Source organism: Klebsiella sp. TF21-TM (assembly GCF_019753495.1).
GTDB lineage: Bacteria > Pseudomonadota > Gammaproteobacteria > Enterobacterales > Enterobacteriaceae > Klebsiella > Klebsiella quasipneumoniae.
This window is the reverse complement of the sequence record NZ_JAIJYL010000051.1, coordinates 1-12,700: the sequence shown is the minus strand read 5'-3', so window position 1 is coordinate 12,700 and position 12,700 is coordinate 1. Positions and strand designations below refer to the sequence as shown.

At 50.8% G+C, this 12,700-nt stretch carries 9 protein-coding genes and 7 pseudogenes; 12 read left to right on the top strand and 4 right to left on the bottom strand.

The annotated features are described in order from the left end of the window. The first annotated feature begins 295 nt into the window (after nucleotides 1-295). A complete protein-coding gene (locus K5R89_RS25800) occupies nucleotides 296-832 on the top strand; it encodes a hypothetical protein (RefSeq protein WP_023288364.1) in 537 nt (178 codons plus the stop codon). 137 nt (nucleotides 833-969) lie between these two features. Here K5R89_RS25800 and K5R89_RS25795 read toward each other — a convergent pair. Next, nucleotides 970-1,246: pseudogene (locus K5R89_RS25795) on the bottom strand (IS3 family transposase); the annotation flags it as partial. Nucleotides 1,247-1,349: 103 nt separating this feature from the next. Between K5R89_RS25795 and K5R89_RS25790 the strand changes: the two are divergent. After that, nucleotides 1,350-1,490 (top strand): annotated as a pseudogene (locus K5R89_RS25790) (hypothetical protein); the annotation flags it as partial. Nucleotides 1,491-1,592: 102 nt separating this feature from the next. Continuing rightward, nucleotides 1,593-2,332, top strand: a pseudogene (locus K5R89_RS25785) (tyrosine-type recombinase/integrase). A gap of 821 nt (nucleotides 2,333-3,153) precedes the next feature. On the opposite strand, the gene K5R89_RS25780 reads toward K5R89_RS25785, so the two are convergent. Next, nucleotides 3,154-4,164 carry a RepB family plasmid replication initiator protein gene (locus K5R89_RS25780; RefSeq protein WP_064175058.1) on the bottom strand — a complete coding sequence of 337 codons (1,011 nt, stop codon included), beginning with the start codon at nucleotides 4,162-4,164 and terminating at the stop codon, nucleotides 3,154-3,156. A gap of 729 nt (nucleotides 4,165-4,893) precedes the next feature. Here K5R89_RS25780 and sopA point away from each other — a divergent pair. Further along, complete coding sequence (gene sopA, locus K5R89_RS25775) at nucleotides 4,894-6,060, top strand: plasmid-partitioning protein SopA (RefSeq protein WP_023287153.1); 1,167 nt, start codon at nucleotides 4,894-4,896, stop codon at nucleotides 6,058-6,060. Then, complete coding sequence (locus tag K5R89_RS25770) at nucleotides 6,060-7,031, top strand: ParB/RepB/Spo0J family plasmid partition protein (protein WP_004117790.1); 972 nt, start codon at nucleotides 6,060-6,062, stop codon at nucleotides 7,029-7,031. The genes sopA and K5R89_RS25770 overlap by 1 nt, the downstream gene beginning before the upstream one ends. A 726-nt stretch (nucleotides 7,032-7,757) precedes the next feature. On the opposite strand, the pseudogene K5R89_RS25760 reads toward K5R89_RS25770, so the two are convergent. Both K5R89_RS25760 and K5R89_RS25755 read right to left on the bottom strand, forming a co-directional pair. Then, a pseudogene (locus K5R89_RS25760) lies at nucleotides 7,758-7,986 on the bottom strand (type II toxin-antitoxin system Phd/YefM family antitoxin). A gap of 78 nt (nucleotides 7,987-8,064) precedes the next feature. Continuing rightward, nucleotides 8,065-8,359 (bottom strand): annotated as a pseudogene (locus tag K5R89_RS25755) (DUF4113 domain-containing protein); the annotation flags it as partial. 84 nt (nucleotides 8,360-8,443) lie between these two features. Between K5R89_RS25755 and K5R89_RS25750 the strand changes: the two are divergent. From K5R89_RS25750 to K5R89_RS25720, 7 genes and pseudogenes are all read left to right on the top strand, one after another. Further along, a complete protein-coding gene (locus tag K5R89_RS25750) occupies nucleotides 8,444-8,884 on the top strand; it encodes a transposase (RefSeq protein ID WP_004189163.1) in 441 nt (146 codons plus the stop codon). After that, the gene (gene tnpB / locus K5R89_RS25745; RefSeq protein WP_004189161.1) at nucleotides 8,881-9,231 is read left to right on the top strand and encodes an IS66 family insertion sequence element accessory protein TnpB; all 351 of its coding nucleotides are present in this window, start codon (nucleotides 8,881-8,883) and stop codon (nucleotides 9,229-9,231) included. Before K5R89_RS25750 ends, tnpB begins: the two co-directional genes overlap by 4 nt. A 30-nt stretch (nucleotides 9,232-9,261) precedes the next feature. Then, nucleotides 9,262-10,374: pseudogene (locus K5R89_RS25740) on the top strand (IS66-like element ISKox1 family transposase); the annotation flags it as partial. After that, nucleotides 10,368-10,601: pseudogene (locus K5R89_RS25735) on the top strand (integrase core domain-containing protein); the annotation flags it as partial. The pseudogenes K5R89_RS25740 and K5R89_RS25735, both read left to right, overlap by 7 nt. A 20-nt stretch (nucleotides 10,602-10,621) precedes the next feature. Then, nucleotides 10,622-11,065 (top strand): hypothetical protein, encoded by a 444-nt coding sequence (locus K5R89_RS25730; protein WP_020477096.1) that lies wholly within the window; start codon nucleotides 10,622-10,624, stop codon nucleotides 11,063-11,065. A 9-nt stretch (nucleotides 11,066-11,074) separates the two neighbouring features. After that, a complete protein-coding gene (locus K5R89_RS25725) occupies nucleotides 11,075-11,482 on the top strand; it encodes a hypothetical protein (RefSeq protein WP_004186937.1) in 408 nt (135 codons plus the stop codon). A 42-nt stretch (nucleotides 11,483-11,524) separates the two neighbouring features. Then, entirely contained in the window at nucleotides 11,525-12,484 is a 960-nt protein-coding gene (locus K5R89_RS25720) for a DNA replication terminus site-binding protein (protein ID WP_004026549.1), read from the top strand. Nucleotides 12,485-12,700: the final 216 nt, after the last annotated feature.

The following is a 12,700-nucleotide window of genomic DNA, read 5'->3' as shown; positions in this document are numbered from 1 at the left end:
TAATCATGAGAGAACGCATTCATCATTAAATGACATGACTCCGGCTGAATTCATCCGAAGTCTCCGGAAAGACGAAGCTCTCTGATTTAGCACTGCACTGAATTTGGGCCAGGGTCAAAGTTAAAAAGGAGCACACTAAAAGCTTTAGCTCTACAGAGGTTCCTCCTGGTGCTCCCTCGGGAGACTATCTAATGCTGGAGACCAGTGCTTATATTTTTGCGATGAAGCAACCTAGAGGGTATACCTACATTGGTCTGGTGAAGAATTTAATCAACGAAGGTGAAGGACATATTTGGTGGAAAATATAAATAACGATGTACCACAGCATCAACCTTACCGAAATGAAAAGGTATTTAATTCCGGTAAGACAGCACTTGAGCTCAATTTTTCTGAGACAAATGGCAGTGTGAATCTTATCCTTGCGGGGCCTTTAGTATCGAAGCCGGGAAGTTTTGACTGGACTGGTCAAAAGGCCTTTTCAACAAAGCTGAGTGATGATGAAGTGATCACCTTGTGTATGGCGTTTCTTCGCCTTACTCATGAGGCTGTTCTGAAACATAAAAAAACAAAGCACCATAATAAGCAAGTCTACAAAAACGTAAAAGTTACTTTTGATGGTAAATCCACAGCAATGATGGAGGGGGGAGTTGTAGCTATCAACAAAGACGAGAGAGACATTAATTTTATACATAAAATTATTATTGATCCTGCCGCTTGCCTTCGCTTAGGTCTTTTCCTCTTGTCCGTCATACTGGCCCGAAATCCAGGGGTCCCATCTGACGCGGTTCTAACGTGCATGCGTCTTAATGCAAATGCTCAACTACAAAAGTAACTTTTCTATCTTATCATTCCCGTTTTACGGGAATTTCAAAAAAAGATACTTCCCTTAATGGGGAAAATACGCTCGGTTCATAGGATACATTAGATGTAACTATGGACTGACCCCATGCCTGTAGACAAATTCTGTCCTCACGACGAGGCCTGTTCGAAGGCCTCCGGACTGACGCCGCCGGGATGACTGTGGCGCCGGGTCCGATTGTAGAACACTTCAATGTAATCGAAGACATCCGCCCGGGCCAGATCCCGGTTTGGTATGTTCTCTTACTAATGCGTTCTTTTTTCAGTGAACTGAAGAACAATTCGGCCACCGCATTATCCTGGCAGTTGCCACACCGGCTCAAGCTCGGTACCAGGTTATTGGCCCGCAGAAGCGGTGCCAGTCGTCACTGCCGTACTGGCTGCCCTTACACAACCACAGACGGAACATGTTAAAGATCATTCCTGCCGATCGCATCTGGAAGGTAGGCGTTTCTCGTCTCCATTAATGCCAGTGTCAACATAGCTGTTTGTCCTGGCATTACCCCATTTCTCCCAAAAACCGTAAAACGCTCCTCAGCCCGCGTCATGACTGGCTTCAGCGTGGTTCGGCGCTGAAAAAGAATCCTTTACGCATTTGGTTTTACCCGCAACAATGCGGGATAAGACAATAAAAGGATCCGCGCGCTGCGATTTATTGTGATGGCAGGATCTGACCTTTCAGGCCAGAATAACTGTATCTATGACCAGTGAGTGCGCTACGTGAAAAATAGCCGATGAACAACATCATTCCCCTGCAGAATTCACCAGAACGCGTTTCGTTATTGCCGATCGCCCCGGGCGTTGATTTTGCGACCGCGGTGGCACTCCGGCGGATGGCCACCTCAACAGGTGCCACGCCGGCTTACCTCCTGGCGCCGGAAGTGAGCGCCCTCCTCTGGTACATGCCGGACCAGCGTCACCATATGCTGTTCGCCACCATGTGGAATACCGGGATCCGTATCGGCGAAGCCCGGACGCTCACCCCGGAATCCTTCGACCTGGATGGTCTGCGGCCTTTTGTGCGGGTGCTGTCGGAGAAAGTACGGGCACGCCGCGGGCGTCCCCCAAAAGATGAAGTGCGACTGGTACCGCTGACGGATGCCAGTTTTGTGCGTCAGATGGAAAGCTGGATGGTCACCACCCGCCCCGCCGGCGGGAGCCGTTATGGCCGGTCACGGATGAGACAATGCGCAACTGGCTGAAACAGGCGGTGAAGCGGGCTGAAGCTGATGGCGTGCATTTTTCGATCGCCGTGACGCCGCATACCTTCCGGCACAGCTATATCATGCACATGCTTTATCACCGGCAGCTTAGGAAGGTCATCCAGGCGCTGGCCGGGCATAAGGATCCGCGCTCGATGGAAGTCTATACCCGGGTATTTGCGCTGGACATGGCTGCCACCCTGGCCATTCCCTTTACCGCTGACGGTCGAGATACCGCGGAGATCCTTCGCTCCCTGCCACCGGCCGGCTGAGATTGTCGGGCAGGCGGCCGGGGCTTTGCCACTTAGTGAAGGAGATAAAGACAAACGCATTCCAGACGAGGCAGAGTCAGTCAGTCGCTTCTGAGTCTCTCACCCTGCCGGCTGCAGAAGCGTTACGCTTATCCAGTATGACCCGGGCATCATTCCGTCCGGGTCTGGAGAGAAATATTCATACCGCATCCCGTGTCCCCTCACCTTCTCATTGCACCATGACATCATTCGTATTAAGGAGCCCCGGTCCTCTGGTGACCAGCTGACATCTTCATACCGCAGACAATAAAACTTACTGCGATCCGGATATCAGCAAGTTACAGGGGATATACCTGAGGGCCTTTCCAACCGGGTAAGCCAGGTCGTTATTCAGTATATCGTCGGTGACTGCGTCCCGGGCCATTTCTGACAGCCATCAGGTTTCCTCTTCATGATTGCAGATATCAGTGCGAAGCTGGCTGAGGGTACGATAGGATTAACGAACTTCGGAGGACTGGTTTTAGCAGCTCTTGTATGGCAATGCCGGAATCAACGCTCTGCTGAGTGGCTTCATTCAGTGCGCACCGGGGATTTACTGAAATATTGACTGTGGGATGCAGTCACGTGGAGAGCTCTCAATTGGTCGGGTAACACCCTCGTCAAACTTGCATGCTTCAGTCAATATCAGCATATTCTGGCCATAAATGACATACCGCAGTCAATATTGTCCGATCTTTACCTGCAGGAAGGAGAGCGAATATTGACTGTAGTATGCGTGATACACCTCACAGTCAATAACTAATTGCGTATGCATACGGCAGTAATGGTAATGCATATCGCAGTCAATTTTCCGGCTTCATCGCCGATAGCGCTTCAGCAAGTTTCTGCGGATCGATGCCTGCAGCCTTCAGTGCCTTGATGACTTCGTCATAATTCTGCTCCGGCGCCTTCTCTTCTTCCTCCTTGCGCGGTACCTTCACCGTCCCGCTGATGAGTTTGGGATTGCGATAATGAACGCTAAAGTAAGTCGCCCGGCCACGTTTAAACTCGGTGTAATCCAGATAGCCGATATCCCGAAGTTGCTCCATAGCCTTTCGGACCGTGTGGTTCTGCGTATAGACATTTGAGGTAAGATTCAGCCGGTCCCGCATACGTTTCATGGAGATAGGTGCGGGATTCTGGGGAAGGCTCTCGATGTAGGTATACAGCGCCTGGGCAGATTCCTTCCGCTGCAGGGCGTCAATGGCTTTCAGCCGAAGCAGGACCCGCCTGTCCATATGGTAAAGCTCAAAGAGCTTGGGTTCAGCCTTGATCTCCACGATATCCTCGTTGATGTCATAATAGGCTGACTGCACCAGATGGGTGGTCCATCCTTTGGTCTCGCTCTGGAACTTCAGGGTAACCGAGGCGAGTTTAAACAGGGAATTGCTGATGCGATCCCGCATTTTCTTGTTTGAGCGCCGTGAGTCAAATCCACACATCTTAACGAATTCAACGAACGACAGCTCCAGAGTGTCACTTTTTACCCCATACTCAGACATCGAGCGAATGATCCCGAGCCAGACTTTAAAATCCGTGTCCATATCAAGACGCGAACCGGTGATCTTAACGTCGGTGTACCCTTCGCTTTTGGCGATGGACAGCTGTACGAGCTCCTCAGTGGCATCTGTGACGTTTTTACGGTTTGCCTTACTCCTGGAGGTTGATTTCAGGGTTGGAACGAAGAGACCGAGCCTCATGAGCGCTACCGGCTGCACAGTACTGGTACTGTTGACATCCAGCTTAACAACTTCGCCGGTTGTCTTGTCCACTTCCTGAAGATTGAGAGGTAAGCTTTTATTTTCGCTCGTCATCTTGATCCTCAACGGTTATCCACAAAAGAATGTCGTTATACGTATCGCAGTCAACGGATATACATACCTCAGTAAATACCGTTGCATATCACAGTATTAGATTTCGCATACAGCAGTCAACTTTTTACATTCCACAGTCGATCCAGTATGACGTTCAAGCCAGTTACAGCGCCTGCTGCAGCGATCCGGGGATCTCTTTAGGATCTCAATATGATCTCTTTGGGATCAATTACTGGATCGAAGCAATGAATAACGTTAATCCCCAGCCAGATCTACCCCACCACATTCAGGGTTCTGCAAGGGTAATCTGAATGCCGCATGAGTAACTCTCCCTGATTTAACATTAAATATTGACTGCGATATGTAGAATCTTCTTTTGTTGTTGACCAGCCCTCGGCTTTTAGTTTCATACCATAGTCAATTTTTCACATATCACAGTCAACTTCATGAAGATAGACTAATCCGGAGAAGTATCCGGCATCGTAGCGTTCGTGCTTTGTGCAGTCTCTGTGCTTTTCCACTTCCTCACTGCGTGAGATCGCTTACTGCGGCGAGCGGCAGTGAGAAATATTGACTGCGGTATGTGATTGAGCCTCTCTTCTCCGGTTTACAGCTTTCATTACAGTCAGCTTTGCAATTTTCAGATGACTTTGCGATTTTATTGTTGCTTTGTAAATAATCCCAAGATTTAATAAAATGATGCAAAGTGATGATTAAAGGATGCTCAGAATGGGACTGATGGATATACTTAACCAGTGCATTACTGCTGGACATGAGATGACGAAGGCTATCGCCATTGCGCAGTTTAATGACGACAGTCCGGAAGCAAGGAAGATCACCCGCCGCTGGAGAATTGGTGAAGCGGCGGATCTGGTTGGCGTTTCTTCTCAGGCAATCAGGGATGCAGAGAAAGCCGGCCGGTTACCTCACCCTGATATGGAAACCCGTGGCAGAGTTGAACAACGTGTTGGTTATACCATCGAACAAATCAATCATATGCGGGATGTGTTCGGTACCCGACTGCGGCGTGCAGAAGATGCTTTCCCTCCGGTGATCGGGGTTGCGGCTCATAAAGGGGGGGTTTACAAAACCTCCGTTTCTGTTCACCTAGCTCAGGACCTAGCCCTGAAAGGACTCCGTGTTCTTCTCGTTGAAGGCAATGACCCACAGGGAACTGCTTCTATGTATCACGGATGGGTGCCCGATCTTCATATTCATGCTGAGGACACTCTCCTGCCCTTTTATCTTGGGGAAAAGGATGATGCCAGCTACGCTATAAAGCCCACCTGCTGGCCTGGCCTTGATATCATCCCGTCCTGTCTGGCATTGCACCGCATTGAAACTGAGCTGATGGGGAAATTTGACGAAGGCAAATTACCTGCTGACCCGCACCTGATGCTCCGTCTGGCCATTGAAACGGTCGCTCATGATTATGACGTGATTGTTATCGACAGTGCACCCAACCTTGGTATCGGTACGATAAATGTTGTATGCGCTGCTGATGTATTGATTGTCCCTACTCCGGCAGAGCTGTTCGACTACACCTCCGCACTGCAGTTTTTCGATATGCTTCGTGACCTGCTTAAGAACGTGGATCTTAAAGGCTTCGAGCCAGATGTCCGTATTCTGCTTACCAAATACAGTAATAATAACGGCTCGCAGTCCCCGTGGATGGAAGAACAAATTCGGGATGCCTGGGGAAGCATGGTCCTTAAAAATGTTGTGCGCGAAACGGATGAAGTCGGTAAAGGTCAGATCCGTATGAGAACCGTTTTTGAACAGGCTATCGATCAACGTTCTTCAACAGGTGCCTGGCGTAATGCCCTCTCTATCTGGGAGCCTGTTTGCGATGAGATTTTTGATCGTCTGATTAAACCACGCTGGGAGATTAGATAATGAAGCGTGCCCCTGTCATTCCAAGACATACCACACATACTCAATCGACTGAAGATACCTCATCACCGGCGCCGGCTGCGCCGATGGTGGATTCATTAATTGCGCGCGTGGGTGCTATGGCCCGCGGTAATGCCATCTCTCTTCCGGTATGTGGACGGGAAGTAAAATTTACCCTTGAAGTGCTCCGGGGAGACTCTGTTGAGAGCGCTTCACGCGTATGGTCAGGCAATGAGCGCGATCAGGAACTACTTACCGAAGATGCTCTGGATGATCTCATTCCTTCATTTTTACTGACTGGTCAGCAGACTCCAGCTTTCGGCCGCCGGGTTTCCGATGTCATTGAAATTGCAGACGGCAGCCGTCGCCGTAAAGCCGCAATCCTGACGGAAAGTGATTATCGCATTCTGGTTGGTGAACTGGACGATGAGCAGATGGCAGCATTGTCCCGACTGGGTAACGATTATCGGCCGACGAGTGCTTATGAACGTGGTCTGCGTTATACAAGCCGGCTGCAGAATGAGTTTGCTGGAAATATTTCTGCACTTGCCGATGCGGAAAACATCTCTCGTAAGATCATTACCCGCTGTATCAATACGGCCAAACTGCCTAAATCCGTTGTTGCCCTGTTTGCACATCCTGGAGAACTGTCTGCCCGGTCAGGTGAAGCCCTTCAGAAGGCTTTTGCAGATAAAGAAGAATTACTGAAGCAGCAGGCTGAGACTCTCCACGATCAGAAGAAAGCGGGACTAATCTTCGAAGCTGAAGAGGTCATTAGTCTTTTAACATCCGTACTGAAACAATCTTCCGCATCAAGAGTTAATCTGAGCTCACGTCATCAGTTTGCTCCAGGGGCAACAGCATTGTACAAGGGCGATAAAATGGTGCTTAACCTGGATAGGTCCCGCATTCCTGCGGAGTGTATAGAGAAAATAGAAGCCATTCTTAAGGAGCTTGAGAAACTAGGAGTTTGATGCGGACACGCTTTAGTCTACGGTTATCTCCCTTTACTTCATTTCCTTTCTCACAGGCCAGAAAAAATAACTGGCCTGAATACTCTCTATGGGACCACGGTCCCACCTGCATCGTCGTTTAGGTTTTCAGCCTGGGGCCACGGTCCCACCTGTATCGTCGTTTAGGTTTCAGCCTGGGACCACGGTCCCACCTGTATCGTCGTTTAGGTTTTCAGCCTGGGACCACGGTCCCACCTGCATCGTCGTTTAGGTTTTCAGCCTGGGACCACGGTCCCACCTGCATCGTCGTTTAGGCTTCCAGCCTGGGACCACGGTCCCACCTGCATCGTCGTTTAGGTTTTCAGCCTGGGACCACGGTCCCACCTGCATCGTCGTTACATTATTAGTTTGGGATCGCAGTTCCATCAATGCCTGTCACGAACAGGTATTGGCATGGCGCCGGTGACCCGTTGAGCGGAGTAATCACGCAGCAGGACTGCTATTACAGGCGATGGTGAGAGCTCTGTTGGGAAATGAACGAAGCATGCATGTTGAGTGAAATCTGCAAAATTTCGCAGGGTATGCGGCTTAATTTTTAATTTCCGCCAGCATTTTTAAAGCCAGTTGCCGCCGCTGCGCGTAGGCAGGTCCTTCGTTCGGCCGGTAGCCAGTTCCGGCCGTTTTACGACCTTGGGATCACCTCGTCAGCAGTGTCTCCACTGTGATGTCGTTTGTCACGTTGTCCGATCACAAAATATATTGGTTTTGACGTTCTGTTATCAATTGCGCCAGGTCTTTTTCGTCCAGAAGATCGAGCATTTTTTCCTACAGAACCGCGGGCACACAATAAAAAAACAGGCCGGTTGCTGTCAATAATAGCGACCGGGTAGCCGCAGCCGGCACCGGCGCTGGCCACCGGATCGTTTTTAAGTTCGCTGACGCTGGCAGTTACATCACACAGAATGATATTTGTCATGGTTCCCCCCTGAGACAAGTCATCTGCATGATCGGTAAAGTATGATCTGGCAGCAAGTTCCGTCTGTCATTTCGCCGGTCAGAAACGGGCAACCGGCAGCTCCTTCCAGCGGGTGGTATATGCCGATGAAGGCATCTCACGTTTCATCGGCCATTCCGGGGCAATTCCTCTACCGGCAAACCATACTTTACCCAGCCCTGAGTTGTTGATCCCGTCCAGAACCATCATCAGCTCAGCACTGTGAGGCCGTGGCGTCAGCAATGATGTCCCTGGTGTCCTGAGTGGGTGTAAGCAGTTTCTCCGTGGCCACGTTGCCGTAGTAAGGCTCTTTAACGGCGAACGGAGACGTTTTGATGGAAACGGAAATATGCCGTAAGCGTCAAGTCACTGCCGCCTGTGATTCCAGTCCCGGGATCGCTAGCTTAGAGCTCCGTCTAATTTAGAAGGAGTTCTGTTCATGGAAAATGCTGCCAACTGGCGAACTGAATCGCGTACCGTCTATTCCAGTGACTTCAAACTTCGGATGGTCGAACTGGCTTCACGACCAGATGCCAACGTCGCACAACTGGCGCGGGAACATGGCGTTGATAATAATCTCATTTTTAAGTGGCTACGCCTCTGGCAGAGAGAGGGGCGAATCTCTCGTCGAATGCCTGCAACTATCGTGGGGCCGGTGGTACCTCAATCTCTTCCGGCTTCTCCGACTCTGTTGTCCGTCGACGTTATCAACGACCCGTTGCCCGCCGCAGAGAATGACACTCTGTGTACGTTCTCCTCCGCTCACGCCAGCGCCACTTCCTGTCATGTTGAGTTCCGCCACGGCAAAATGACGCTGGAGAACCCGTCGTCAGAGTTGCTGACTGTGCTGATCCGCGAACTGACCGGGAGGACACAATGATATCCCTCCCGTCAGGCACCCGCATCTGGCTGGTCGCCGGGGCCACGGATATGCGTAAATCCTTCAACGGGCTGGGCGAACAGATACACCACGTTCTGGATGAGGATCCCTTCTCCGGCCATCTGTTTATCTTCCGGGGACGCCGTGGCGATACCGTGAAAATACTCTGGGCTGATGCTGATGGTCTGTGCCTGTTTATCAAACGCCTGGAAGAGGGACAGTTCGTCTGGCCTGCTGTACGCGACGGCAAAATCGCGATCACCCGCTCACAACTTGCCATGCTCCTTGATAAGCTGGACTGGCGCCAGCCAAAAATATCCCGCCTTAACTCACTGACAATGTTGTAAAAAAATCATAACCGCATTATAAAAGCGGTTATGAATCACGACTATCTCGCCCGTATCGCTGCGCTGGAAGACGCGCTTCGCCAGAAAGACAGTCAGCTCAGTCTCGTTGCAGAGACTGAGTCGTTCCTGCGTTCTGCACTGGCCCGCGCAGAAGAGAAAATAGAGAACGAAGAGCGCGAGATAGAGCATCTGCGGGCACAGATAGAAAAACTGCGTCGAATGTTGTTCGGTACCCGCTCCGAAAAACTTCGCCGACAGGTTGAAGAAGCCGAAGCCCTGCTGAAACAGCAGGAGCAGCAAAGCGATCGCTACAACGGACGGGAAGACGATCCGCAGGTACCTCGCCAGTTACGTCAGTCCCGCCATCGTCGCCCGTTACCGGCACACCTTCCCCGCGAGATACATGGGCTGGATCCTGCGGAAACCAGCTGTCCGGAATGCGGCAGCGGTATGGCGTACCTCAGCGAAGTCAGCGTGGAGCAGCTGGAACTGGTCTCCAGCGCCCTGAAAGTGATCCGCACGGTCAGGGTGAAAAAGGCCTGCACCCGATGTGACTGTATCGTTGAAGCACCTGCGCCATCACGTCCCATCGATCGGGGTATCGCCGGGCCGGGTCTGCTGGCCCGCGTGTTAACGGCCAAATACTGCGAACACCTGCCGCTGTATCGCCAGTGCGAAATCTTTGCCCGTCAGGGCGTGGATCTGAGCCGGGCTCTGCTCTCCAACTGGGTGGATGCATGTTGCCGGTTAATGGCCCCGCTGGATGAGGCCCTTTACCACTACGTGATGGACTGCCACAAACTGCATACGGATGACACTCCGGTTCCGGTGCTTGCACCGGGCAGAAAGAAGACGAAAACCGGGCGTATCTGGACGTATGTGCGCGATGATCGGAACGCTGGCTCGTCAGACCCGCCAGCGGCATGGTTCGCCTTCTCGCCAGACCGGCAGGGAAAACATCCTCAGCAACACCTTCGCCACTATCATGGTGTGCTGCAGGCGGATGCCTTCGCAGGCTACGATCGGTTGTTCAGTCCGGAACGTGAAGGAGGGCCGCTGACAGAAGCCGCATGTTGGGCCCATGCCCGCCGAAAAATCCATGATGTCTATATAAGCACCCACACAGCGACAGCGGAAGAAGCCCGGAAAGCAACGGGATGGCAGAGAGCTTCGTGAAAACGATGAAGCGCGATTACATCAGCATCATGCCGAAACCCGACGGGTTAACAGCGGTAAAGAACCTTGCGGAGGCCTTCGAACATTACAACGAATGGCATCCGCACAGTGCACTGGGGTATCGTTCGCCACGGGAATATCTGCGGCGGCGAACCAGTAATGGGTTAAGTGATAAAAAGTGTATGGAAATATAGGGGCCAATCCAAAATTGAATATGATTTTAAAAGAAGAAATTGTTTTGGGTATCTACAGCTGGCTTCATATGACTCCGGTCAGCATGCTGGTAAGAAACATAACCAGCGATCAGGGAGGGGATTACGCGATCGTCCGCTTTACCGTCGATAGCCGGGGGGTCCAGATGGGGCCTAAGGCACAGGGCCAGCTTCTTTGTTCATTCGGGTTTAATGTAAAGGAATCCTGTGAGGCCGACCCTAAAGACGGTCCAGGCCTCATAAAGGCCGAAATGATGAACGGTGTTATGCAGCTGGTACCGGAATGCATTGAGCTCACAGACAGCCAAACCCAGGCAATCAGGAAAGAAGTAACCGTGTTTAACAGGGTTTGTGCAATGCAACTCCTGGGGGGGCATGGGAATGCAAGGTCTCTGTGGGAGAAAGAAATTCTTCCCCGGATGAAAGTGCGCAGACAACTACATTGAGGCAAGGCGATGAGCAAAGTGCATTGTATTAGTGGTATTACCTGGAAAAACTCCGATAGCGCGTCTTTCAAAGTATATGCCAGCATTGCTGCTGTATTCAGCCTTGGCCTGGTCACAGCTACCGTCAGGAACTATGAAATTCTACAACTGACTGTTCCGTATACCTGGTATGTTTTCTTCACTGCATTCTGGCTTCTGTTCCCGTCCTTTACGGTCTCTTTCCGGGAGCGGGAAGGGCGTCTGTTTACCTCGATGGGTTTTTACGGGTTAAAACTGTTCACTCTCGATCGCCCTGTCTCCGATGGGTACTGGCTGGTCACGATGGAGAAAAACCGTTATCGCCTCGTCAGAGTATGCAGGGACGGGCGACGCCAGCCTGTATGGCTGACGTTTAAGTCTTTACCAGAGTTTGTTTAACGATTACCGTCGCACGTTCAGGAATACGATACGGGAGACGATATGAATACTGACTTTGCCCATTACAACGAAGAGCAACTACGCAAACTCGGTGAGCTGCACAGTTTACTCCGTCACAGCGATATCGGCTCATCTTACCTTGCCACGCTCCCGGAGCCCCGTAGTGTTGAGGAGTTGAATCCTCCACAGGAAATCAATGTGACTCATTCGGTACCCGACGTCGACACCCTGGTGGATATTTATCGGCAGCAGCGGGTTGATAAAGTCCATGTCAGGGATGAGCATTATTCAACCAAAATCACCCGAAAATATCCCGGGTTCGTTGTGGTCAGAAACAATCATGATCAGGTGATGTCGCTGGTGGGCGAAATCAACCGGCTTCGCGACAAATTTGCTGATGCTGTAAAAGCTATCACTCATTACCAGGACTCCCGGTCAGAAATTCTGCACCAGGTTTACCCGTGGCTGGTGACTTTACAGGTGTCCCGTAATATCCGGATCGTTACTGAGCAAATTCGCTCCCTGGGGTTCACCTGGCAAATCCCTGTCATTCATAAATTTACCCGTCTGGAAACGGTTATCGACCGCTTACGCAGGGAGATAACTGAGCTCCAGCCGGATATCAGTCTGACAAAACAGGACGTTGAACGGCTGAAACAGGAACGAACCGAAGAAATCATGATGCTGTCGTTGCTCAATGACGAAGTGAGTCATGACGATGAAAATTTGAGAAAATTTCGGCTCATCCGGGAAAGTAACTTTCCGGCTGTTAACGTCAATATCCGGTACACCAGTCCTGAAGATCCAGATGATGTTCATGGGCCGTACAAACTCAACTTTCGCGCGCCTTTACCATTAATTTTGTTCAGCGAACCGGGCCGGTTTAATCCGTTAAAAAATTACGTAAAAGGTGAAAGGCAGAAGCGCGGCGATTTTAATGAAAAATATCGTTCTGTCCTGCCCCGTATAGGGCTGGTGGAAGTCATCAGGGAGTCAAAATGAGCCGGATTCTAACCGGGATTTGTGAAACTGATCCGGCCAGGAGGTTATACAAAGTGGCCGTCAGTAGGGGAAACACTTTTCTGTCTGCAAAAGAACGTTTCCGTGTACAGGTCTGTTTCAAAAATGCCATAACACATCCAGGGCTTTGTTGAATAAATCGAACTTTTGCTGAGTTGAAGGATCAGATCACGTATCTTCCCGACAACGCAGACCGTT

Bases quoted from the DNA above. Each gene is read 5' to 3' on its own strand.
- K5R89_RS25730 (WP_020477096.1), top strand. From the start codon at position 10,622: ATGATTTTAAAAGAAGAAATTGTTTTGGGTATCTACAGCTGGCTTCAT.
- K5R89_RS25720 (WP_004026549.1), top strand. From the start codon at position 11,525: ATGAATACTGACTTTGCCCATTACAACGAAGAGCAACTACGCAAACTC.
- sopA (WP_023287153.1), top strand. From the start codon at position 4,894: ATGGGACTGATGGATATACTTAACCAGTGCATTACTGCTGGACATGAG.
- tnpB (WP_004189161.1), top strand. From the start codon at position 8,881: ATGATATCCCTCCCGTCAGGCACCCGCATCTGGCTGGTCGCCGGGGCC.
- K5R89_RS25780 (WP_064175058.1), bottom strand. From the start codon at position 4,164: ATGACGAGCGAAAATAAAAGCTTACCTCTCAATCTTCAGGAAGTGGAC.
- K5R89_RS25750 (WP_004189163.1), top strand. From the start codon at position 8,444: ATGGAAAATGCTGCCAACTGGCGAACTGAATCGCGTACCGTCTATTCC.
- K5R89_RS25770 (WP_004117790.1), top strand. From the start codon at position 6,060: ATGAAGCGTGCCCCTGTCATTCCAAGACATACCACACATACTCAATCG.
- K5R89_RS25725 (WP_004186937.1), top strand. From the start codon at position 11,075: ATGAGCAAAGTGCATTGTATTAGTGGTATTACCTGGAAAAACTCCGAT.